This is a genomic window from Agromyces sp. NPDC058110, assembly GCF_042884735.1.
Lineage (GTDB): Bacteria > Actinomycetota > Actinomycetes > Actinomycetales > Microbacteriaceae > Agromyces.
Genome location: NZ_JBHVTI010000002.1, coordinates 38,537 through 60,512, shown reverse-complemented (window position 1 = coordinate 60,512; position 21,976 = coordinate 38,537). Strand labels below are relative to the sequence as shown.

Sequence of the window (21,976 nt, the reverse complement as noted above, 5' to 3'; positions counted from 1 at the left end):
CAGCGTAACCCTCTCGGGGGGTCGAGAACATGTCGGACCGGTTACACGGTGCCGTGCATCTCGTGCGAGTCTGCCCGCGGACGCGGGAACGACAGAACGGGGCCGGACCCGAAGGTCCGACCCCGTTCAAGGTCGCTGTCGCGAAGTCGTTACTTGACGATCTTCGTGACGGTACCGGCGCCGACGGTGCGGCCACCCTCGCGGATGGCGAAGCCGAGGCCCTCCTCCATGGCGATCGGCTGGATGAGCTCGACCGTCATGTCGGTGGTGTCGCCGGGCATGACCATCTCGGTGCCCTCGGGCAGCGTGATGACGCCGGTGACGTCGGTGGTGCGGAAGTAGAACTGCGGACGGTAGTTCGCGTAGAACGGGTTGTGACGCCCACCCTCATCCTTGGACAGGATGTACGCGGTGCCCTCGAAGTTCGTGTGCGGGGTGACCGAACCGGGGGCCACGACGACCTGGCCGCGCTCGACGTCCTCGCGCTTGGTGCCGCGGAGCAGGAGACCGCAGTTCTCGCCGGCCCAGGCCTCGTCGAGCTGCTTGTGGAACATCTCGATACCCGTGACCGTGGTCTTCTGCGTCGGGCGGATGCCGACGATCTCGACCTCGGAGTTGATCTTCAGCGTGCCGCGCTCGGCGCGACCCGTGACGACGGTGCCACGACCGGTGATCGTGAAGACGTCCTCGACGGGCATGAGGAAGGGCTTGTCCTTGTCGCGGACCGGGTCGGGGATGAACTCGTCGACCTTGTCCATGAGCTCGACGATCGACTCGACCCACTTCTCGTCGCCCTCGAGAGCCTTGAGGCCCGAGACGCGGACGACGGGGGCGTCCTCGGCGAAGCCCTGGCTGGCGAGCAGCTCGGAGACCTCGAGCTCGACGAGCTCCAGGATCTCCTCGTCGTCGACCATGTCGGACTTGTTCAGCGCGACGAGCAGGTAGGGCACGCCGACCTGCTTGGCGAGCAGCACGTGCTCACGCGTCTGAGCCATCGGGCCGTCGGTGGCGGCGACCACGAGGATCGCGCCGTCCATCTGAGCCGCACCGGTGATCATGTTCTTGATGTAGTCGGCGTGACCAGGGGCGTCGACGTGCGCGTAGTGGCGCTTCGGCGTCTCGTACTCGACGTGCGAGATGTTGATCGTGATGCCGCGCTGGCGCTCCTCGGGAGCCGAGTCGATCGACGCGAAGTCGCGCTGAACGTTGGTCGCCGAGGGGTACTTGTCAGCAAGCACCTTCGAGATCGCCGCGGTGAGCGTGGTCTTGCCGTGGTCGACGTGACCGATCGTTCCGATGTTGACGTGCGGCTTGGTCCGCTCGAACTTGGCCTTAGCCACTGTGGGTCCTCCTCAGGACTCGTGTAGAACCTCCGGGCGCTGGATTGCGACCGGCGATCTACGGGGTTTGTAGATATGTTACGCGAACCGGCTGGCTCGTGCGTCGGAGAGGGCCGAGGCCCCCGCCAGGGAGGTTATTCGCCCTTGTTCTTCTGGACGATCTCGTCGGCGACAGCCTTCGGGACCTCCGCGTAGCTCTCGAACTCCATCGAGTACACCGCGCGGCCCGAGGTCTTGGACCGCAGGTCGCCGATGTAGCCGAACATCTCCGAGAGCGGGACGTGCGCACGCACGACCTTCACGCCTGCGGCATCCTCCATCGACTGGATCTGACCGCGACGCGAGTTCAGGTCGCCGATGACATCACCCATGTATTCCTCAGGGGTGCGGACCTCGACGGACATGAGCGGCTCGAGCAGAACCGGGTTCGCCTTCCGAGCGGCTTCCTTGAAGCCCATCGAGCCGGCGATCTTGAACGCCATCTCCGAGGAGTCGACGTCGTGAGCGGCGCCGTCAAGGAGCATGGCCTTGACGCCGACCATCGGGTAACCGGCGAGGATGCCGTACTGCATGGCGTCCTGGAATCCGGCGTCGACCGAGGGGATGTACTCGCGCGGAACGCGGCCACCCGTGACCTTGTTCTCGAACTCGTACGTCTTGTCGGCCGTGACCTCGAGGGGCTCGAGCGCGAACTGGATCTTCGCGAACTGGCCCGAACCACCCGTCTGCTTCTTGTGGGTGTAGTCGTGCTTCTCGACCGCGCGCTTGATGGTCTCGCGGTACGCGACCTGGGGCTTGCCCACGTTGGCCTCGACGTTGAACTCGCGCTTCATGCGGTCGACGAGGATGTCGAGGTGCAGCTCGCCCATGCCCTTGATGACGGTCTGGCCGGTCTCCTGGTTGAGCTCGGTGCGGAACGTCGGGTCTTCCTCGGCGAGCTTCTGGATCGCGGTGCCCAGCTTCTCCTGGTCGGCCTTGGTCTTCGGCTCGATGGCGACCTCGATCACGGGGTCGGGGAAGGTCATCGACTCGAGCACGACCTGGTTGTCGGGGTCGCACAGCGTGTCGCCGGTCGTCGTGTCCTTGAGACCGATGACGGCGTAGATGTTGCCCGCGGTGACCGAGTCGACCGGGTTCTCCTTGTTGGCGTGCATCTGGAAGATCTTGCCGATGCGCTCCTTCTTGCCCTTGGTCGAGTTGATGACCTGGGCACCCGAGTCGAGGTGACCCGAGTAGACGCGCACGTAGGTGAGACGGCCGAAGAACGGGTGCACGGCGACCTTGAAGGCCAGCGCCGAGAACGGGTCGTTCGCGTCGGCGTGACGCTCGATGATCTCGTCTTCGTTGCGGGGGTTGCGGCCCTCGACGGCCGGCACGTCGAGCGGCGACGGCAGGTAGTCGATGACGGCGTCGAGCATGGGCTGCACGCCGCGGTTCTTGAACGCGGAGCCGCAGAGCACGGGGTAGATCTCGGAGTTGACGGTCATCTTGCGAATCGCGCCCTTGATCTCGGCGACCGTGAGCTCCTCGCCGCCGAAGTACTTCTCGAGCAGCGCGTCGTCGGACTCGGCGACGGTCTCGAGCAGCGCGGTGCGGTACTCCTCGGCCTTCTCGACGAGGTCGGCCGGGATGGGCTCGATCTCGTACTTGGCGCCCATCTGGACGTCACCCTTTGCGTCACCGCGCCACGTGAGCGCGCGCATCTCGATGAGGTCGACGACGCCCTCGAAGCTCGACTCGGAGCCGATCGGGAGCTGCATGACCAGGGGCTTCGCGCCGAGGCGCGAGATGATCGTGTCGACCGTGAAGTAGAAGTCCGCGCCGAGCTTGTCCATCTTGTTGACGAAGCAGATGCGGGGGACGTTGTACTTGTCGGCCTGACGCCACACGGTCTCGGACTGGGGCTCGACGCCCTCCTTGCCGTCGAAGACGGCGACCGCACCGTCGAGCACGCGGAGCGAGCGCTCGACCTCGACCGTGAAGTCCACGTGGCCGGGGGTGTCGATGATGTTGATCTGGTTCTTGTTCCAGAAGCAGGTCACGGCGGCAGACGTGATCGTGATGCCGCGCTCCTTCTCCTGCTCCATCCAGTCGGTCGTCGAGGCGCCGTCGTGGGTCTCGCCGATCTTGTGGTTGACGCCCGTGTAGAACAGGATGCGCTCAGTGGTGGTGGTCTTGCCGGCATCGATGTGGGCCATGATGCCGATGTTGCGGACCTTGCTCAGGTCGGTGAGCACGTCTTGTGCCACGGGGGTTCCTCCGGATGTTCAGGAACGGAAGGGGGAAGGGGTGGAGCGGATGCCGCGACGCTCGGCCGCGGCATCCGCTCGGCCTGCTACCAGCGGTAGTGGGCGAATGCGCGGTTCGACTCGGCCATCTTGTGCGTGTCTTCACGACGCTTGACGGCTGCACCGAGGCTGTTCGACGCGTCGAGGATCTCGTTGGTGAGACGCTCGGTCATCGTCTTCTCGCGACGGGCCTTCGCGTAGCTCGTGAGCCAGCGGAGGGCGAGGGTGTTGGCGCGGTGCGGCTTGACCTCGACGGGGACCTGGTAGGTCGAACCGCCGACGCGGCGCGAGCGCACCTCGAGGGTGGGGCGCACGTTGTCGAGCGCCTTCTTGAGGGTGGCGACGGCGTCCTGGCCGGACTTGGCGGCCACGTTCTCGAGCGCTTCGTAGACGATGCGCTGAGCGAGGTCCTTCTTGCCGTCGACGAGGATCTTGTTGACGAGCTGGCTGACGACCGGCGAGCCGTAGACGGGGTCTGCGACGACGGGGCGCTTCGGAGCGGGTCCCTTGCGAGGCATTACTTCTTCTCCATCTTCGCGCCGTAGCGGCTGCGAGCCTGCTTGCGGTTCTTCACGGCCTGCGTGTCGAGGGCGCCGCGGATGATCTTGTAACGGACACCCGGGAGGTCCTTCACACGACCGCCGCGAACGAGCACCATCGAGTGCTCCTGCAGGTTGTGGCCCTCACCGGGGATGTAGGCGGTGACCTCGGTGCCGTTGGAGAGCTTCACACGGGCGACCTTGCGGAGCGCGGAGTTCGGCTTCTTCGGGGTGGTGGTGTACACACGCGTGCACACGCCGCGCTGCTGGGGGTTGGCCTTCAGGGCGGGCGCCTTGGTCTTGGTGACCTTGGGCGAGCGACCCTTGCGGACCAACTGCTGAATGGTTGGCACTGCTTCTCCTTGTTGGTGCTGCACGGTGACAGCGTTTGATGGATTTCACATCACGACCCACCGTCCGCGCGAAGCCGCGTGGACATGTGTTGGTGGGTATGCCGTGGGGGCGAGACGCCCTGAATGTGCACGCCGAAGCGCGCACACCCGATCTATGGTAATGCCGCGTAACGTTGCGGTCAAATGAGGGCGGATGCCGCGGGCGGCCGCCCAGCGGTCTCGCAGGCGTCGCTCAGCTCGGCCAGCCCGGTGCGTCGAGCTCCCGATCGAGGTCGGCGAGCATCTCGGCGACCTGCGGCTCGACGAGGCGCTCGATCGCGTTGCCGATGCGGTAGCGGTGCTGCGCGAGCTCGACGCAGATGCGCCGGCCGAGCTGCTTCGCGAACTCGTCGGCGAGGCGCACCTCCTCGCGGAGGGCCTCCTTCTCGTCGGGCGTGAACGGGCGCGGGGCCGGCTCGGCCGCCTCGGCCGCGGTCTCCTGCTCGAGCCCGCCCAGGGTGAACAGGAACGGCTGGTCGGCGACCGGCTCGGGGTCGACGTCGAGGCCCGCGAACTCGGGGTCGAGTCCCTCGCCCGCCCGGTAGGGCCGGCGCGCCTTGCGCTCCTCGGCCAGCCGGATCTCGCGGTGGAGCATCGGCAGGTTGCGCGCCGTGTAGTCGTCGACAGCGAGGTCGATGACGCCCTTCATGCGCATCGAGAACGAGTGCTGCACCGGATGCGGCACGTCGACGTCGAGGCCGGCCGCGGCGAGGATCGGCGATCCGAAGCAGCGCTGGCAGAGGCGCACGCGCGAACGGTGCGTGCCGGGGCGCCACCGCGGCAGCCACTGCAGCCAGCGGTCGACCTCGTGGCTCACGCGCGCCTCGACCGATCCCTCCACGTGGTTCACGATACTGCGCGGGATGCCGCCGCGTCGCCGTCGGGCGAACGGTCGGCACGCGGCGGGCGCAGGTCGGTCGGCCCCTGGTCGGGGAGAATGACGGCATGCACGCGGCATCCGGGACCTACACGACCATCTCGGCGAGCGTGCGGACCGAGCTCGAGATCGAACGGTCGCGGTTCATCTGCGTGCTCGCGCGGGCCACCGACGAGGATGCCGCGCGCGCCGTCATCGCCGAGGTGCGCGCCGCCGAACCGAAGGCCGGTCACCACTGCACGGCGTTCCTCATCGGCCCGCGCGGCGAGCTCGCGCGGTCGAGCGACGACGGCGAGCCGTCGGGAACGGCCGGGCAGCCCATGCTCGAGGCGCTGCGCGGCGAGGGGCTGAGCGACGTCGTCGCGGTGGTCGCCCGGTACTTCGGCGGCGTGCTGCTCGGCACGGGAGGGCTGGTGCGCGCCTACACCGCCTCGGTGCAGGAGTCCGCCAGGGCCGCGACCCGGGTGACCCGGAGCCTCCGCACGACCGTCGAGGTGCACGCGGGCTACGAGCGCGGACCCTCGCTCGAGGCCGAGCTGCGCCGCCTCGGCCACACTCCGCTGCACGTCGAGTACGGCGAGGGCATGCGCATCGACGTCGGGGTTCCGCCCTCGGCGACGGACGCCTTCGTGGCACGCGTCGCCGAGCTCACGGGCGGCGCCGCGCTGGCGGTGATCGGCGGCACCGTGCACGTCGACGACCCGGCCTGACGCGGCATCCGCCGGCCTCGAAGAGCGCCTGACGTCCGACGCCGCGTGACGCCCGTCACTCGTCGTCGTGCTCCCACGGCCAGCGGGGGCGCTGCATGCCGTGCTGCCTGCCACGTGCGACGAGCACCGCGATCGCCGAGACGATCGCGGCGGCGACCGGCACGAGCAGCCCGAACCAGCCCAGCCCGAACAGCACGCCGAACGCGACGCTCCCGAGCACGCCGCCGGTCGAGGTCATGAGGTGCCCGAGAACGGCCACGAGCACCAGGGTCGCCCAGCTCGCGGCGCCGGCGATGACCACCGTCGAGGTCAGCCGTTCGGGCCGCGCGAGGCGGAAGCCCAGCGTCACGAGCAGCGCCAGTGCGGACGCCCCGACCGCGACGGGCACGACGAGCACCCCGACCTGCGGATCGGCCACGACCTCGACGTCGGCCAGCAGGCTCACGAATCCGTAGGCGCAGACCACGAGCGCGAGGTCGAGCGCCGCGGCGAACCCGGCGACGGCCCAGGCGGTGCGGCGGGGATCCATGCCTCCGAGCGTACGCGCCGGTCGCGTCAGCCGACGCGTCAGCCGGCGCGCCCGGCGAGCTCGTCGCGGAGCGAAGGCGCTGCCCGCCACTCCGCCGCCGCGATGATGCGATCGAAGAGCTCGAGCATGAGCGGCTCCAGCGGGCCGAGCACGCTCGACAGGCTGACGAGCGCGACCTCGGCCCGGCCCGGGACCGTCAGCCAGTAGTCGGCGGTGAGGGACTCGGCGGCCTCGGCTCCGCGCTCCGGTGCGGCACCGTGCGCGTCGGCGGCGTCGTCGCCCGCGGGAGTGTCGGGTGCGTCGGGGGTGTCGGTGCCGTCGGGGCCTCGGCGCGTCACGCGTCGGAGCACGATCGAGTCGCCCTTCGCGAAGGCGGTGCCCCCATCGGCGGCGAACGCCGACCAGTGATCGCCGGCGACGTTCGCCAGCGCGCCGACGACGCGGTCGGCGAGCACCGACGGCTCAGCGCTCGCACCGAAGACCGCCGGGAGCGCGTACTCGGTGAGCGTCGAGGCGAACGCGATGCCGCCCTCGTTCGCCTCCGAGACGTGCATCTGCACGGCTCCGCCGCGTGCGGCCTCGTCGATCGCGCGCGAGAGCCGAGCCCGGTGCTCGGCGCGGGTGCGCGCCAGGTCGTCGCGGCGGCCGTACAGCTCCCGCACGAACTCGGCGATCGCCGCCATGCGCGCCTCGGCATCGGCATCGAGCGGCGCGCTCCACCAGGTTCCGGGCAGCGCGAAGTCGAGGCGAGGCCGACGGATGTCCATGCTCATCGGTCGGCGGCGAAGTCGCGCAGCGCCTCGACGAAGATGCTCGCGTACGTGTCGTCGAGCATGACCGCGCCGGCGACGCCGGTCTCCTCGACGACGGCCGTGAGGTCGAGCATCTCGCCCCCGCTGTCGCGCGCGACGATGCGGACGAACTCGTATCCGTCGGGCACGCTCCGCCCGGCCGCCGTGAGCGCGGCCGAGAGGTCGTCGGCCGAGAGTTCGTCGCCGGTCATGACCAGTTCGAGGTAGACGTACCTCGAGAGTCCGTCCTTGCCGCTCTCGACGTACACCTCGCCGAAGGCCGGCGACGCGTCGCGCACCGCCTGCTCGACCGACCGGAGTCCGTCTTCGGGGCTCGACCGGAAGCACGCCGACATCGTCAAGACGACCGAGAGCACGACGCCCCCGACCAGCAGCCCTCGAACCCGCTTCATCATCCTCCGTACCTTACTCATGGAATGCGTACTGGCCCTGTTCCGCGACCGGGCCGAAGAACTCCGAGAAGCCGTCGTCGATCGTGGGGTCGTCGGCCAAGAGGTCCTGCGCGGTCTGGTAGTACGCCTGGTTGTTGTGCGCCTGCGCGGCATATGGCTCGCCAGTCGCCGGGTTCGTGCCCGCCGGCACCGGCACCGAGTAGGTCGACCAGTGATCGGTGTCGGCGGGGCTCGGGGTGAGGTCGAGCTGGTGCACGATGTCGCCCTCGTGCTGCAGCGACACCACCTCGGTCTTCGCCGGGATGTGCATGTCGTCGATCGGCGCGCCGTAGGCGAGCACCGCCTCGAAGTTGAACTCGCTCGAACGGTTCGCCGCCAGGTGACCGGCGAGGATGCCGCCCTGGCTGAAGCCGACCAGCATGACCGGGTCGTTCGGCCCGATGCCCGCCTGCCGCATCGCCTCCATGACCGCCCGCTCGTACTGCGTGCGCACCTCGGGGAACAGCCGCAGCACGATGTTGGTGTCGAGGTCGTTGACCGCGCCGTCGCCGTTCATGTCCTCGCCGAAGAAGACTCCGGCGGCCTGCCAGTCCTGCGTGCTCGGCAGCGTCACCACGTATCGGGCCGGGTCGCCCTCGATGCGCTTGATGTCGACCACGGTCTGCGACTCGCCGCCCATGCTGTCGGCGAAGCCCTCGGCCTTGATGAAGTCGTCCATGCTGTCCATCGAGTCCTGGCGGTTCGCCTGTTCCCACGCCCGCAGCGAGTCGCGGTTCTCGGGGTCGGCCTCGAACGGCTCGACCTTCGGCGTCGGCGCGAAGATCTCGATCGCGACGCGCCACGCCAGCACCAGGCCGATGAGCGTGACCGTGCCGAGCACGAGCGCCCAGAAGAGCGGGCTGCTGAGCAGCAGCAGCACCAGCGAGCCCACGGCGGCGAGGATCACGCCGAGCGCGGCCGCGACGAGGAGCACGAGCGCCGCGGTCACGAGCAGCAGGCCGGCGACGAGCGCGATGGCCACGAACGCGAGGAGCGCCGCGGCAGCCACCACGATCACGAGCGCCGCGATCGCGACGGCCAGCACGATGAGGGCGGCGACGACGGCGAGCCCGAGCAGGAGGATCGCGGCGACCACGACGAGCAGGGTGGCGAGGATCACGGTCACCGCCTCGACGATCGCCTTCACCGCCGAGACCACGGCGGAGGCGATCGCGCGCACGACGTCGCCGATCGCATCGAAGACGGCGCCGATCGTGCCCTTGAGGTCGTCCCAGAAGGAGTCGTTCAGGTCGCTGCCGTCGACGACGTCGCGGATGCGGTCGATCGCGATGCGCGCGGCGCGGTCGCGATCGGCGGCCGCCTCCTCCCAGCGCTGGCGGGCCGACTCGGCGGCGCCCTCGCTGCGACCGAGGTCCGTGCCGACCGACGAGAGCGACCGCTGGAGCGAGCGGAGGTCGGCGGCCGGTGCGTCGTCGGGCAGTGCATCGAGCCGCGAGCGCAACGTGCGCTGCCTCGCCTCGAGCGCCGCCGAGTCGCCCTCCGCGTCCTGAGCGTCGCGGATCGCGCGGTCGGCGTCGTCCTGCGCGCGCTCGAGCGCCGCCGCGTACTCGACGAGCGCGTCGCCCGTCTCGCCGTAGCGTCGCTCGGCGGCCGCGATGTCGCGGGAGAGGCGCTCGGCATCCGCCCGGACCCGGTCGACGGCGACGCTCACCATGGCCGACGGCTCGGCGATGCGATCGAGCGTCGCGACGGCGTCGCGGATCGCGGAGGCCGTCTCGGAGTAGCGCTGGCCTGTACGGCGCAGCACGACGGGGTCACCGGCGAGCGGGTGCATCAGTTCTCCTCACGGGTTGCCAGCGAGCGGTCGAGCTCGGTGAACGCGCGATCGATCTCGCCGAGCACGCCGGCCAGCTTGCCCAGGTTCTCGGCGAAGCCCTGGCGTCGGTCGTCCCAGGTCGAGGCGAACCGCTCGATCGCGTTCGCGAGCCCCGGATGCCCTGCGGCATCGGCCGCGGCCTGTGCGGTGTGCTCGCTCTGCTCGAAGACCCGCTTGATGGCGCGGGCATCGCTCGCCGCACCCCCGATCGCACTCAGGTCGAGGGACACCATGTCGGCCATGCGCATTCGCCTTTCACCCAGCCAGTCGGAACGAGATGCTCGTCGAGGCCGAGACTACGGTCAGGGCCTCGCCGTGGGAATGGGGACCGCTCCCCTGCAGCGGGCAGGAGTCACCCGGCCCAGGCGGACCGGGATCGGACGAGCCGCTCGGCCTCGGCCCGCTCGGCGGCGTCGAGCGTGCCCCGCTCCGCGAGCAGGCGCACGGCCTCGAGCTCCGCGGCGAGCAGCGCGGCCCGCTCGTCAGCCGTGCTCACGCCGTACACGTGGCGACGCCACTCGGTGAGGCGGCGATCGAGCTTCGCGCGATACTGCGGCGACTCGGCGATCTCGGGCGGCAGCGCGGTCGACTCGCGCACCCTGCGACCCCCCGCCCACCGCGGACGCTCCCGGTCGTGGCGGAATGCGAACACCGCGAGCACGAGGCATCCGATGATCGACACGATCTGGATCACCAGGCCGAACAACGCCAGCGGCTCGTACGCCAGCTGGTCGCCCTCGCCGGCGACGACGAAGACCGCGAGCGCCCACACCACCGGGAAGAACACGAACATGCCCGCACCGAAGTTGCCCGCGTGGAACAGCGGGCTCGAGGTGCGCTTCGGCTCGAGCCACACGAAGAGCCCGAGGGCGGCAGCCATGAGCAGGCCCGCGGGCAGCGCTCCCGAGATCGGGTCGAGCGCGGCATTTCCGGTACGCCCGGACAGCACGAGCGCGGGTCCGGAGACCGCGAGGACGACGGCGATCACGCTCCACCAGCGGTACGGGCGGGACGTCTGCTTCGGCGCCGCGTCGGGCAGGGGGCGCACGCGATCGAGTTCGTCGCGCTCGAGCGTCGAGACGACCCCGCCGTAGGCCCTCGCGGCGTCTTCATGCGTCGCGATGAGCGCGATGACCGGGACCCGGTCGAGGGCCTCGCTCGCCGAGAGCTCAGACGGGAGCGCGCGCACCGCTTCGACCAGACGAGCGTGCGCCGCGTCGGTCGGGGCTCCGCGATCGCTCATCGGATGTCGCCGACCGGCGCGGTGGCCGAGCGCGGGTCGATGCCCGCGAACAGCGCGTCGATGTCATCGAGCCTGCGCGTGAGCACACGCGGATCCTCGTCGACCGAGACGAGGTACACCGCCCACTCGCCGGCGATCCCGACCCACTCGGCCTTCGCGAGCACGCCGGGTCCCGCCTCTGCTCCGGCATCGGCGGCCGGAGCCACCGGGGCGAGCGAGAGCCGGCGCACGGCGTCGTCGAACGGCCCGGTGAACGGCTCGAGGGCGGGCTCGATGAGCGTGCGCCCCGCATCGGGCAGCAAGGACGCGGCATCCGTCCCGTCGTGCTCGCGCTGCTGCACGTAGACGTCGACCCACCCTGCGGGATCACCGTCGACGGGGAACCACCAGAACCGCGCACTGACGTGCTCGGTCGGGAACGCGGCGATCGCGGCCGCCTGATCGCGGATCGGGTCGCGGAAGTCCTCCGCCGACTCGCGGCCCTGCGTGACCTCGTCGGCGATCCACTCGGCCCACTCCGCGCCGTCGGCCCACTGCTCGTCGGCGAACGCGACCGGCACCCGGATCCAGCGATCGGGGTCGAAGGAGATCGGGAAGGCCGTCGTCGTCATGCCGCGGTCACCCACTGGAAGGTCGACATGATCGCCTCGCACGTGAAGACGAGCCCCTTGGCGAGCTCGGCCGAGTTCTCGTCGTCGACCGAGAGCACCGAGACCTGGAAGACGAGCGAGCGCCGCCCGTCGCCGCCGGGCACGGGCACGACGTACATGAGCTCGTCGGTCTTCACCGCCGCCGACGCGTCGCGGAACTCCGAGCGGCGGCGGATGAGGTGCATGACGACGTCGGCCGGGGCGACCTCGACCTCGCCGCCCTTCGCGAGGCGGGCCAGCGCGGCCTCCCAGGTCACGCCCGTCGGGAGCACGAACGGCGACACCGCGATCATCGCGGGCAGGGGCACGCCCTCGCGCTCGGGTGCGACGTACACCTCGAACACGCCGCGCTCGCGGATCGAGGACCTGAGCTGCGACAGCATCGTGCGCAGCTCGAGCACGAGGTCGGCACGGCCGGCGCCCTTCATGGCATTCAGCGCATTCGCGGAGACGACGTCGTCGGTGAGCGCGGCCGGCGGCACCATGGTCCACCCGGGAGGGCAGAGCAGCGTGTACGACACCTTCGGTGCGGTCACGCCGGTGAGTTCATCGCGCAGCGAGCTCAAACGGGCCCTCGTCTTTCAGCGTTCAGGTGCAGGTCAGCGGCCGCGGATCGCGTCGACGCCGTCGCCGATCAGGTCGATCGCACCGCCGACGAAGTCGGGCATGTCGGGCAACGGGATCTGCACGGCCTGCAGGGTCTGGTACCCACCGTAACCGGTGTTCCAGAGGTTGAGGCCCTGGCCGGCGAGCGACGGCATCGAGCTGTACTGCGCGGCCCACGTGGCGGCGCGGCCGCCGGTGGGCATGACGCCGCCGCCCGTCCAGGCGGATGCGAGCCGCTGGCTGACCGTGTACGCCTCACCGTCGAAGCGCGAGCCGCCGCTGCGGAGCGCGTTCCACGCGTTGCCGTACCAGGTGCCGCGGGTGCCCCGCAGAATGTCGTCGGCGAGGCCCGAGGCCATGGCTTCGCGGAGTGCCCGGTTGCCGGCGCCGCGCCCCGCTCCGACGACGGTGCGGAGGTCGCGGACGACGGCGTTGCGCCCGATCGAGAGGAAGCCCTTCGCCGTGCCGCCGAAGCCGAGCCCGGCCTTGAACGCCCCGAGGGCTCCCTGCCCGGCCTTGAGGCCCTTGCCGAAGGCACCGAGGAACGGCAGCACGCCCACCAGGTCGAACGCGATGTCCGTCCAGCTCACGCGCTTGGACCCGGCCGCCATCATGATGCAGTGCGCGGCGAGCGCCACGATGCCGGCGATGGTGGCGATCACGAGGAAGATGGGCCCGCCGAGCACGAGGGCGGCGACGACCATGACCGTCGCGACGACCGTCGCGAACGTCGCGATGCCGTCGAGGAGGTCCTCCCACCAGGTGTCGTCGACTCCCGACGCCTCCATGGCGTCTTCAATACCCCCGACGGCCTTGTCGTAGGCGTCGTCCCACGCGGCGAATCCGCTCTCGAAGGACTCCCAGAGGTCTTCGAGCGTGTTCTCGGCGGTCTTCGCAGCGCCCTTCGCCTCGGCGAGGTCGGCCTTCGCGACCGCCTTCTCGTGGTCGCTCGCCTCCTGCTCCCAGACCCACGTGGTGTTGTTGTCGTCGACCTGGCGCTGCGCCTGCCGCTGCTCGGCGACCGCGTCGAGGTGCGCCTGGTGCGCGGCCGTGATGCGCCCGACATAGGGGTCGACCGTGGTGTTGCGGGCGGTGCGCAATGCGCCGGCATACGTCACGAGCACCGGGCCGGTCTTCTCGTAGCGCTTGCCGACCTTGCGGAGCTCGCCCTGCATCTCGCGGGCCGACTCGCGCACCTTGTCGAGGCTCTTCGCCTTGTACTTCTCGCCGTCGCCGAGCTTCTTCAGCTCATCGGCGGTCGCAGACATCCGCTCGCCGATCTCGATGTAGTGGTTGCCGGCCTTCTCGATCTTCGAGGGCGAGCCGTCGAGTTCGGAGAGCAGGAAGTGCCGGTTGGGGGAACGCAGTCCCCCGGCGCCGTAGCTCATCGGGTGCCTCCTCGACTGATGCGGAATCGGATGCCGGTGGCGCGCGTCATCGCGGCTCCCCGGGGGGTGTCGGCGATGGCCCGGGCGACGGCGACGGGGTCGCCAGGGTGCGGTCGGTCTCAGTGAACCCCTCGACGATCGCCTTGAGGTGGTCGTGGATGTTCGTGAGCCCCTCGAGGATGACCTCGCGGTTGCCGTTCCAGCCGCTCTCGAAGTCGCCGACGCGGCTGCGCAGCGTGCCTCGCCCCTGCGGAAGGCCGACCGCGTCCTGCACGTCGTCGGTCGCGTCGGCGATGTTCTCGAACTCGGTGACGAAGCGGCCGAGATCGGACGTCATCGTCTTCAGGTCGTCGAAGTCGAGGTCGACATCGGGACCGGCCATGTGCTCGTTCCTTCCGTTCGGGAGCGTACATCGGGGCGTTCACGCACTCCGGGGAGCGCCGAGGGGAGGACCGGTCGGCCCTCCCCTGCCGCGCGGCGCCCACGGCGCCGCGGATGGTCAGTTGCCGGCGAGCGCCTGGTCGGTGTCCTTGATCGCCTGCATCATCTTGCGGAGCGAGTCGCCCATGTCGCTGATGCCCTCGATCGCCTTCTCGAGACCGGTGGTGAGCTCGGTGTAGCCCTCGCCGAACTTGCCCGACGCGTGCTGCGTCTTGAAGTCGTCGCCGAGCAGGCGGTCGACGTCGTCCTTCAGGCGGCGGAGCACGTCGCCGATGTCCTCGCGACCGCTGTCGAGCTTGCCGGCCATCGATTCCATCTCGCCGTAAGAAGCCTTGAAGTCTGCCATCTTGCTACCTTTCCTTGATGTCTCGGCCCGCCTCGGCGCGCCCTGCCTCCCCCAAGATAGGCGCATCCCGGCGACACGCCCAATGGGGAGGACTACCCACCGAGCGGCTGCTCGCCCACGAGCGGCAGCTGCACGGTCACGAATGCGCCGTTCTCGACGAAGATGCCTCGGCCCTCGGGATACTCGTGTCGCGCGACCTTCGGGAACGGCACCTTGAACAGCGAATCGCCGTCGTAGGTGTCCGGGCGCAGGGCGATGCCGCGGCGGCCCGCCTTGAGCTCGCCGACCAGCCCGTAGCCGGAGCTCAGCTGCGAGACGTCGCCGTCGCCGACCAGGAAGTGGTCGCTGCGGTTGACGGCCTGGAAGAGCTCCTTCAGGGGGCGCTCGGCATCGGTGTCGCCGAACTCGGTCACGTTCTCGACCACGATCATGATGCGGCCAGGGATCGACTCGTCGCCGACGATGCCCGCGAGTTCCTTCGCCAGCGCCCGCGCGTCGTCGATGCTCGTCGCCGACCGACGCCATGGTGCGAACTCGCGGAGCACCGCACGCCGCCCGCCGAAGTGGAACAGCTCGACCGAGGGGTCGAACCGGCGCATCGACGTGACGAGCGCGCGCAGCGCGGTCGACTTGCCGCTCTTCGGCGGCCCGGTGACCACGAACGTGCCGATCGGCTCGAAGCCCTTCGGCCCGAGCACGTCGTCGGAGACGCCGATGACGGGCTGGCCGTCGACCTGGTCGGGCAGTTCGGTCGTCACGAGCGAGGTCGGCAGGGCGCCGATCTCGGATGCCTCGACGGCTCCGCGGGCCCGGAGCGCCGCCGCGAACTCCCGCATGGCGCTCGTCTGCTCGGCGACGTTCGCGGTGCCGCCGATCGCCGCGATCTGCGTCTCGAATCCGTCGACGATGGCGCGCCCGGGGGCGCTCCGCTCGTTGAGCACGTCTTTCGGGGCGCCCAGGATGGCGTAGGCGCCGTCGTCCGACATGCGCAGGATGATGCGCTTCGAGACGTTCGCGCTGACCGCGGTCGGCACGGCGCCGTAGCGGTCGGCCGTGACGACGGCGTGGATGCCGAGCGGGCGGCCCTCGCCGAGCAGTCGCATGAAGATCGCGTAGAACGGCGAACGTGCCGACGTCGCCTCCCACTCCTGCTTGAACGTGCCGAAGCCGTCGATGAGCAGCAGGATGCGGGACTCGTCGGTGCGGCCCGTGATGGCGCGGTACTCCGACAGGGTCGCCGCGTTGACGGCCGAGAACCGCTTGGCGCGCTCGTCGAGCACCGAGCGGATGTTGCGGAGCAGGCGCTGCACGCGCTCGGCGTCGTCGCCGGGCACGATCGAACCGACGTGCGGCAGCTCCTCGATCGCGCGGAGCGACCCCGTGCCGAAGTCGAGGCCGTAGACGACTGCCCGGCCGAGGTCGGGGCGCGCGCCCGCCGCGATCGCGATCGATCGCAGTGCGGTCGACTTGCCGGCGCCGCTCGTGCCGTACACGAGCATGTGGCCGTCGGTGTCGGGTGCGAAGTACATCGGCTCCTGGAGCTGGCGCTCGGGGATGTCGGCGAGCCCCAAGGGGATGCGGGAGTCGCCGTCCTGCGGCAGGGCGCGCAGGTCGACCGCGGTCGCGAGGTCGTCGAGCCACGGCCGACGGGGCGCCGGGATGCGGGCTTCGGATGCCGCGGCGATGAGGTTCTTCACGAGGCGCTTCTGGTCGTTCGGCCCAAGGTCCTCGTCGTGCGTGTCGGAGTCGCCGTCGCCCTCGCCCTCCCACACGATCGCACCGCCGAACCGGAGCTCGGCGACCTTGGCCTGGGCGACCTCGGGGGCGTCGCTGGTCCAGCCGCCGGCGTACCCGGACTGGAACGGCACGAGGCGCCCCGGCCCGGTCTTGGCGATGCCGCGACCCGGGATCGACGGGTCGAAGGTGCCGGCGACGGGATCGCCGACGACGTCGTTCGAGTCGGAGACATCCGCCATGCGCAGCGCGACGCGCAGGTTGGTGTTGGCGCGCAGGTTGTCCTTGATGACGCCGGCCGGGCGCTGCGTGGCCATGATGAGGTGGATGCCGAGCGAACGCCCGCGCTGGGCGATGTCGACGACGCCGTCGACGAACTCGGGCACCTCGCCCGCGAGTGCGGCGAACTCGTCGATGACGAGCACGAGGGCGGGCGGCGTCTCGGGATCCTGACGCTTCTCGAGCTCGAGCAGGTCCTTCGCCTTCTTGCGGTTGAAGAGGTGCTCGCGATGGTGCAGCTCGGCCCGGAGGCTCGTGAGCGCGCGGCGCACGAGGTGCGGGCTGAGGTCGGTCACGAGGCCGACGCAGTGCGGCAGGTCGACGCAGTCGGCGAACGCGGATCCGCCCTTGTAGTCGACGAAGAGGAAGGTGACGCGGTCGGGGCTGTACTCGGCGGCCATGCCCAGCACCCACGCCTGCAGGAACTCCGACTTGCCCGAACCCGTGGTGCCGCCGACCAGCGCGTGCGGGCCCTGCGTGCGCAGGTCGAGCGACATGGCGTCGGGGCTGCCCTGGCCGATGTAGGCCTTCAGCGTGCCCGCTCGCTTCAGCCGCGGTCGCGCGCCTCGGGTGCGGTCGAGGATGGAGTTGTTCTGCCGCCAGCGCTCGACCGCCGTGGAGGGCTGCTCGGCGAGGTCGGTGCCGAGCAGCCGAAGCAGCGAGACGCTGCGCGGGAGGTCGGTCGAGTCGGCGGTCACCGAGCTCGAGTCGACGACGGGCGCGAGCCGCTTGGCGAACACCTCGGCGTACTGGTTCGAGACGCCCTCGATCGCGATGTCGCGGTAGTCCTCGCCCGCGCGCACGTAGCCGACGCGCGCGTGCTCGAGGCCGTCGGCGACATCGACGAAGGTGCGGCACGCGGCGGGGAGCGACTCGACCGTCGGGGCGAGGAAGATCGTGAAGATGCCGGCATCCGCACCCCGCTCGATGACCTGGGTGAGGCGCGGGCGGTCGACGGGGGCGTCGTTCGAGACGATGAGCACGAGCGCGAGGTCGCCGTCGAGCTGACCCGGCGAGGTGCCGGATGCACCGACGCGCGCGCCGAGCGCCATGGTCACGTCGTCCTTGCCGAGCGGTCCGCGACGGCTCGCGGTGCCCGAGAGCCGACCGAGGATCGTCTCCTCGAGGCCGTTGAGCAGGGCCGTTCCCGCCGACTGGCTGTCGGCGAGGGCGAGGTCGGCGAACGGCGACTTCGGGCTCGTGGTGTGCGGCAGCCACTTCATCCACTCGATCTCGCGTGCCCACGCGGGGTCGACGATCGCGGCCGTGACGACCTCGTTCGGCGCGTGCAGGCCGAACATCTGCACGCCGAGTCCGCGCAGCACGTCGGCCGCGAGGTGGCGCGGGCCGGCGATGCCGATGGCGCCGGAGCTCGGCAGCATCTCGACCAGTGGCACCTCGTCGATGAACTCATGCCGGTCGCGCAGCACGTCGACCTGACGCGCGTACCGGGCGATGCCCTTCAGCTCGCTCGACTGCGCGACGGTGTTGCGGCTGCGCGCGCGCCCGACGCCGAGGCGGAGGGCGAGGAAGTTCCAGTGCTCGGGGCGGCGGGTCCAGAGCAGCGGGCCGAGCCGCATGGCCTGCTCGTAGACCGACGCCACCGCTGGCGACTCCTCGTGACGGCGGGCGCGCTCGACCACCGTCTCCTTCGCGAGCTTCTCCTCGAGGTCCTCGATCTGCGTCTCGAACGTGTCGATCTCGAGGCGCAGCTTCTTGCCCTGCTGGGTGCGCTGGCCGATGAAGTTGCCGAGCATCATGAGCGGCGACATCGCGACGATGAGCAGCGAGGTCGCCCGCCCGGTGAACGCGAACATCGCGAAGCCGAGCATGACGGGCGCGACGATCATGGGCCACGGGAACAGGCGCGGCTCGGCCTCGTTCGGCACGGTCGGATGCCGGTGCTCCAGCCCAGGGTATCGCTCCTCCACGCGCGGCGAACGGTTGAACATGAGCGAGCCGCCCCGTTCGAGCACCGGGTCGGCGGCGGGAGCGGCGTCGCTCGCGGCGACGAGGGAGAACGAGATGTCAGTGTCGCCGATCGTGATCTTCTGCCCCGGGATCACGCGCACGCGCTGCACGAGGCCGCCGTCGACGACGAGGCCGTTGGCCGAGTTCAGGTCGACGAGCTCGATCGAGGACTGGTCGACCTCGACGCGCGCGTGGCGCTTCGAGGCGAGGGCGTCGACCAGCACGACGTCGGCCCCAGCGGCGCGGCCGATGATGCTGGCGCCGCGCGGCAGGCCGTACTCGCGCCCGGCGTCGGGCCCGTTGTGCACGCGCAGCACGGCCGCGACGCCGGACTGCGAGCCCTGGGCGCCTGCCGTATGGCCAGCGACGACCGCCGCGTTGAAGCCCGAGCCGATCGCGGCGTCGCCGATGAGCACCTGGGGGTCGAGCACGACCGGCTCGCTCGAGGTGGGCGGCGCGACCGCCAGGCTCAGGCCCGTCGCGCCCCTCAGCCCCGGAGAGGCGGGGTCGTTGTGCGCGATCGCCGAGGCGACGTCGCCGACCGTGGCGGTGGCATCGGTCGTGATGACGAGGTCGACGGGCGCGCCCTGCTGGCGTCGGAGTCCGACTTTGAGCTTCATGCCCTACCTTCCGGTCTCGAGTGCGATCATGAAGCTGCGGCCCCCGACGGTGACCTCGCTGCCGACGGCCAGCGGGGTGCGCACGCCCGCTCGCAACGTCTCGAGGCGGCCGTCGGGGTGACGGGCGTCGGTGCCGTTCGTGGAGCCGCGGTCGGCGATCCAGAAGCCGGAGGCGTCGACGCCGAACTCGGCGTGCACCTTCGAGATGAGCATCGACGGGTCGGCGAGCGGCACGAGCTGGGCGCCCTCGCCCGAGGCGTCGACGGGGGCGCGGCCGATGAGGCCGTACCCGGAGGCCGTCAGGCGGGTGCCGTCGTCGAGGACGAGCACGATGCGGTCGGCGGCCTGGCGGGGCGCGGCCGACGGCGGCACGGCGGCCGCCGCCGTCGGGTCGGCGGGCGGGGGCGGCAGCGGCACGGTCGTGTGCGGGGGCGGCGTCGGCACGGTCGTGTGCGGGGGCGGCGTCGCGGCGGCAGGAGCTGCGGGCTGGGCGGCGGGCGAGGGGGCGGGCGATGCGGCGGGTGCCGCGCTGCCGACGGGCGGCGGGGCCCACTGGCCGGTCTCGACGGAGCCGCCGGCCGAGACCACGCCCGAGCTCGATCGCTGCGACGGGATCTGGAACTCGCCGACCGGGCGGTCGCTCGCGAGCGACGGCGGCTTCGCGGCGCCCGGGTCGGCCGGCGAGCTGAGCAGCCTGCGCGCGTGCCGCATCGCCTTCGCGTCGAACGGGTCGAGACCGCGCCTGGCATCGACCGCGTAGCACCGGCCGATGCGATCGAGCCACGAGCGCCCGCGCTGCTCGGGATCCCAGTTGCCGGACAGGAACATAAGTGCCGGGCCGATCAGGAGCAGCACGACCCAGCTCGCCCAGAGCACGAGCGCACGCAGGGCGATGCGCCAGAAGCCGGCCTTGCCGAAGTCGACCACGCTGACCGAGCGGATGCCGAGGGCGGCCTTGCCGACCGTGACCCCCCGGAGCCCGTGCGTGAGCAGCTGCACGAGGCCGAACACGATCGTGAGTGCCTGCCCGACGAGGATCGCGATGAACGGACCCGCGAGCTCATCGGGCTCGAGTGCGCCGAGGTCGCCGACCGTCTCCGCCCCGGAGGCGACGAGTGCGCCGGAGAGCGCGACGGTGCCGAACACGGTGGGCAGTGCGAGCAGCGCCCAGATCGCGGCGTCGAGCGCGAAGGCCGCGGCACGTCGCCCGCTCGGGGCGGGCACCAGCCCGAGCGCGGCCGCGTAGGCGGGATCGGGTCGTCCGTCGGGACCGAGTCCGGGGGTGGGCTCGTCGTCGACGTGCATCGTGATGCTCACAAGGCTCCTCGGGCGCAGGGTCAACGAGTCAGCAAACCCGAACGCGCGGGAGCTGTCGATGGGGAGTGGTCACCATGGAGGCGTCCGTCTCCGCACAACCCTAAACGAGAGGCGGCGCCGGGCGTGCACGTCGTGCACGACCCCGGCGCCGAGGCATCCGCTCAGCCGGTGACGACGGGGCGCGGCCCCGCGGCGATCTCCCGGTCGTAGGCCTCGATCGCGAGCCGGTTGCGCTCGGTCACCGTGCGGCCGCGCGCGGCGATCCATCCGCCGAACCAGATCGGGATCTCGCGCGCGATGACGCCCGCGATGATCGCGAACGGATCGAGCCAACGCTCGCCGATGAACTTCTGCGCGTCGGCGAAGGTGAGCGTCCAGGCCTGCACGGCGAGCAGCGACGCACCGATGTACGAGAAGTAGACGAGCACGCCCACGAGCAGGCCGAAGACCGCGTAGGTCCACCACGGCCCCCGGTTGATGATCGCCGCGAGCAGCGCGAACCCGACGAACACGGCGACGGTCGGCACCCAGAACAGCGCCCAGTACGGCCCGCCGAGGAACTTCAGGAACTCGTCGGTGGCCGCACCCTGGTCACCGCGGCCGAGCAGCACGAGGTAGGTGACGCCCGCGTAGAGCAGCGCGAACGCGACCGTGCCGATCGCGGCGACTAGCACGCCGAAACCCCGGTTGCCCTTGTTCTTCGGCGGCGTCGGAGCCTGCACGTAGATCGTCTGCGGCACCGAACCCGGTGCGCCGAGCGCCGGCTCGGGCGCGAGGGTCGCAGCTCCCACGGCCGCAGCGGCAGCCGCGGGCTCCGGCGGCACGTAGGTCTCGCGGCGCACGCTGCCTGCGGCGATCGGCTCGGGCAGGGGCTCGGCCGTCGCATCGTGCACGGGCTCCGACGGGGTCACCGCGGGCGCCGACTCGTACAGGCTCGGGTCGAAGTCGTCGGATGCACCGGCCACGGATGTCGCGGCACCCGCGTTCGCGCGCTCGACGGCCTCGTCGAGCCGGGCTGTGCGGGCGGCGTCCGCATCGAATGGCGGCTCGGGCGCCGGCGGTGCGGGCGGAGCCGGGGCGGCCGCGACCGGCTCGGGCTCGGGTGCGGCGACCGGCTCTGGCTCGAGTGCGGCGACCGGCTCGGGTGCCTCGTCCGCTGGAGCGGATGCGACCGGTTCAGGCTCGACGGGTGCGGGCTCTGGCTCCGGCTCGACGGGTGCGGGCTCGGCCTCTGCCTCACGGGCCGCGGGCTCGGCCGTCGACTCGGCGTCGGGCTCGTCGGCCACGGGCGCCTCGCCCGCGGCATCCGCCGTCACGTCGTCATCGACGGGAACATCGGCTGGGGCCTCGTCTTCGGGCACGTGCACGGCGGCCTCGTCGGACGCGGTCGAACCCGTCTCGTCGGGGCCTTTCGTCGTGTCGCTCATGATCGCGCTCCTTCCGGGCGCCACGCACCCGCGGTCGTTGGCTCATGCTAACAACGGGCATCGCGCAAGCCCGGGAGCGCGCGCGGTGCAATTGCGCGGATTTCCGCCCGCGCGGCGGCCGGATGCCCCTCAGGAGCCCCACGGACGCCGTCCAGCGCGCTTCGACACGGCCCGACCGCCGTGAACGCCGAACGGCCCC

Annotated in this window: 20 protein-coding genes; 1 reads left to right on the top strand and 19 read right to left on the bottom strand. The window is 70.9% G+C overall.

Annotated elements, in window-relative coordinates; translation table 11 throughout:
• Window positions 1–149: 149 nt before the first annotated feature.
• From tuf to ACFVS8_RS04830, 5 genes are all read right to left on the bottom strand, one after another.
• Window positions 150–1,340, bottom strand: coding sequence for an elongation factor Tu (tuf, locus tag ACFVS8_RS04850; RefSeq protein WP_387058331.1), 1,191 nt, complete (start codon window positions 1,338–1,340; stop codon window positions 150–152).
• A 134-nt stretch (window positions 1,341–1,474) separates the two neighbouring features.
• Entirely contained in the window at window positions 1,475–3,589 is a 2,115-nt protein-coding gene (fusA, locus tag ACFVS8_RS04845) for an elongation factor G (protein WP_387058328.1), read from the bottom strand.
• 86 nt (window positions 3,590–3,675) lie between these two features.
• Window positions 3,676–4,146 carry a 30S ribosomal protein S7 gene (gene rpsG / locus ACFVS8_RS04840; protein ID WP_022889721.1) on the bottom strand — a complete coding sequence of 157 codons (471 nt, stop codon included), beginning with the start codon at window positions 4,144–4,146 and terminating at the stop codon, window positions 3,676–3,678.
• On the bottom strand, window positions 4,146–4,520 hold the full coding sequence (gene rpsL, locus ACFVS8_RS04835) for a 30S ribosomal protein S12 (protein WP_022889720.1): 375 nt from the start codon (window positions 4,518–4,520) through the stop codon (window positions 4,146–4,148). The genes rpsG and rpsL overlap by 1 nt, the downstream gene beginning before the upstream one ends.
• 232 nt (window positions 4,521–4,752) lie before the next feature.
• On the bottom strand, window positions 4,753–5,400 hold the full coding sequence (locus ACFVS8_RS04830) for a spermidine/putrescine ABC transporter substrate-binding protein (protein WP_387058325.1): 648 nt from the start codon (window positions 5,398–5,400) through the stop codon (window positions 4,753–4,755).
• A gap of 104 nt (window positions 5,401–5,504) precedes the next feature.
• On the opposite strand from ACFVS8_RS04830, the gene ACFVS8_RS04825 reads away from it, so the two are divergent.
• On the top strand, window positions 5,505–6,146 hold the full coding sequence (locus tag ACFVS8_RS04825; protein WP_387058323.1) for a YigZ family protein: 642 nt from the start codon (window positions 5,505–5,507) through the stop codon (window positions 6,144–6,146).
• A 55-nt stretch (window positions 6,147–6,201) separates the two neighbouring features.
• Here the strand turns inward: ACFVS8_RS04825 and ACFVS8_RS04820 are convergent, their stop codons facing one another.
• The 14 genes from ACFVS8_RS04820 to ACFVS8_RS04755 form a co-directional block, all read right to left on the bottom strand.
• A complete protein-coding gene (locus tag ACFVS8_RS04820) occupies window positions 6,202–6,675 on the bottom strand; it encodes a DUF6121 family protein (protein WP_387058321.1) in 474 nt (157 codons plus the stop codon).
• Between the two features lie 38 nt (window positions 6,676–6,713).
• Entirely contained in the window at window positions 6,714–7,448 is a 735-nt protein-coding gene (locus ACFVS8_RS04815) for a hypothetical protein (protein WP_387058318.1), read from the bottom strand.
• On the bottom strand, window positions 7,445–7,882 hold the full coding sequence (locus ACFVS8_RS04810; RefSeq protein WP_387058316.1) for a hypothetical protein: 438 nt from the start codon (window positions 7,880–7,882) through the stop codon (window positions 7,445–7,447). The genes ACFVS8_RS04815 and ACFVS8_RS04810 overlap by 4 nt, the downstream gene beginning before the upstream one ends.
• Before the next feature lie 10 nt (window positions 7,883–7,892).
• Complete coding sequence (locus ACFVS8_RS04805; RefSeq protein ID WP_387058313.1) at window positions 7,893–9,713, bottom strand: hypothetical protein; 1,821 nt, start codon at window positions 9,711–9,713, stop codon at window positions 7,893–7,895.
• Window positions 9,713–9,997 (bottom strand): hypothetical protein, encoded by a 285-nt coding sequence (locus ACFVS8_RS04800; RefSeq protein ID WP_387058310.1) that lies wholly within the window; start codon window positions 9,995–9,997, stop codon window positions 9,713–9,715. The genes ACFVS8_RS04805 and ACFVS8_RS04800 overlap by 1 nt, the downstream gene beginning before the upstream one ends.
• A 110-nt stretch (window positions 9,998–10,107) precedes the next feature.
• Window positions 10,108–10,998 carry a hypothetical protein gene (locus ACFVS8_RS04795; RefSeq protein WP_387058307.1) on the bottom strand — a complete coding sequence of 297 codons (891 nt, stop codon included), beginning with the start codon at window positions 10,996–10,998 and terminating at the stop codon, window positions 10,108–10,110.
• Complete coding sequence (locus ACFVS8_RS04790; protein WP_387058304.1) at window positions 10,995–11,609, bottom strand: hypothetical protein; 615 nt, start codon at window positions 11,607–11,609, stop codon at window positions 10,995–10,997. Before ACFVS8_RS04790 ends, ACFVS8_RS04795 begins: the two co-directional genes overlap by 4 nt.
• A complete protein-coding gene (locus ACFVS8_RS04785; protein ID WP_387058303.1) occupies window positions 11,606–12,184 on the bottom strand; it encodes a hypothetical protein in 579 nt (192 codons plus the stop codon). The genes ACFVS8_RS04790 and ACFVS8_RS04785 overlap by 4 nt, the downstream gene beginning before the upstream one ends.
• Before the next feature lie 63 nt (window positions 12,185–12,247).
• The gene (locus ACFVS8_RS04780; RefSeq protein WP_387058300.1) at window positions 12,248–13,642 is read right to left on the bottom strand and encodes a hypothetical protein; all 1,395 of its coding nucleotides are present in this window, start codon (window positions 13,640–13,642) and stop codon (window positions 12,248–12,250) included.
• A gap of 46 nt (window positions 13,643–13,688) precedes the next feature.
• Window positions 13,689–14,024 (bottom strand): hypothetical protein, encoded by a 336-nt coding sequence (locus ACFVS8_RS04775; RefSeq protein ID WP_387058298.1) that lies wholly within the window; start codon window positions 14,022–14,024, stop codon window positions 13,689–13,691.
• A gap of 117 nt (window positions 14,025–14,141) precedes the next feature.
• Complete coding sequence (locus tag ACFVS8_RS04770) at window positions 14,142–14,429, bottom strand: WXG100 family type VII secretion target (protein ID WP_055860250.1); 288 nt, start codon at window positions 14,427–14,429, stop codon at window positions 14,142–14,144.
• A 92-nt stretch (window positions 14,430–14,521) separates the two neighbouring features.
• Window positions 14,522–19,033, bottom strand: coding sequence for an FtsK/SpoIIIE domain-containing protein (locus ACFVS8_RS04765; protein ID WP_387058294.1), 4,512 nt, complete (start codon window positions 19,031–19,033; stop codon window positions 14,522–14,524).
• A gap of 3 nt (window positions 19,034–19,036) precedes the next feature.
• Window positions 19,037–20,350, bottom strand: a complete 1,314-nt coding sequence (locus tag ACFVS8_RS04760) for an RDD family protein (RefSeq protein ID WP_387058291.1) — start codon at window positions 20,348–20,350, stop codon at window positions 19,037–19,039.
• A 161-nt stretch (window positions 20,351–20,511) separates the two neighbouring features.
• Complete coding sequence (locus ACFVS8_RS04755; protein WP_387058289.1) at window positions 20,512–21,777, bottom strand: hypothetical protein; 1,266 nt, start codon at window positions 21,775–21,777, stop codon at window positions 20,512–20,514.
• Between the last annotated feature and the right edge of the window lie 199 nt (window positions 21,778–21,976).

Excerpts from the sequence above, each read along its gene's own strand:
- rpsG (WP_022889721.1), bottom strand. The coding sequence starts at position 4,146 with ATGCCTCGCAAGGGACCCGCTCCGAAGCGCCCCGTCGTCGCAGACCCC.
- ACFVS8_RS04825 (WP_387058323.1), top strand. The coding sequence starts at position 5,505 with ATGCACGCGGCATCCGGGACCTACACGACCATCTCGGCGAGCGTGCGG.
- ACFVS8_RS04820 (WP_387058321.1), bottom strand. The coding sequence starts at position 6,675 with ATGGATCCCCGCCGCACCGCCTGGGCCGTCGCCGGGTTCGCCGCGGCG.
- ACFVS8_RS04815 (WP_387058318.1), bottom strand. The coding sequence starts at position 7,448 with ATGAGCATGGACATCCGTCGGCCTCGCCTCGACTTCGCGCTGCCCGGA.
- ACFVS8_RS04810 (WP_387058316.1), bottom strand. The coding sequence starts at position 7,882 with ATGATGAAGCGGGTTCGAGGGCTGCTGGTCGGGGGCGTCGTGCTCTCG.
- ACFVS8_RS04805 (WP_387058313.1), bottom strand. The coding sequence starts at position 9,713 with ATGCACCCGCTCGCCGGTGACCCCGTCGTGCTGCGCCGTACAGGCCAG.
- ACFVS8_RS04800 (WP_387058310.1), bottom strand. The coding sequence starts at position 9,997 with ATGGCCGACATGGTGTCCCTCGACCTGAGTGCGATCGGGGGTGCGGCG.
- ACFVS8_RS04795 (WP_387058307.1), bottom strand. The coding sequence starts at position 10,998 with ATGAGCGATCGCGGAGCCCCGACCGACGCGGCGCACGCTCGTCTGGTC.
- ACFVS8_RS04790 (WP_387058304.1), bottom strand. The coding sequence starts at position 11,609 with ATGACGACGACGGCCTTCCCGATCTCCTTCGACCCCGATCGCTGGATC.
- ACFVS8_RS04780 (WP_387058300.1), bottom strand. The coding sequence starts at position 13,642 with ATGAGCTACGGCGCCGGGGGACTGCGTTCCCCCAACCGGCACTTCCTG.
- ACFVS8_RS04775 (WP_387058298.1), bottom strand. The coding sequence starts at position 14,024 with ATGGCCGGTCCCGATGTCGACCTCGACTTCGACGACCTGAAGACGATG.
- ACFVS8_RS04770 (WP_055860250.1), bottom strand. The coding sequence starts at position 14,429 with ATGGCAGACTTCAAGGCTTCTTACGGCGAGATGGAATCGATGGCCGGC.
- ACFVS8_RS04765 (WP_387058294.1), bottom strand. The coding sequence starts at position 19,033 with ATGAAGCTCAAAGTCGGACTCCGACGCCAGCAGGGCGCGCCCGTCGAC.
- ACFVS8_RS04755 (WP_387058289.1), bottom strand. The coding sequence starts at position 21,777 with ATGAGCGACACGACGAAAGGCCCCGACGAGACGGGTTCGACCGCGTCC.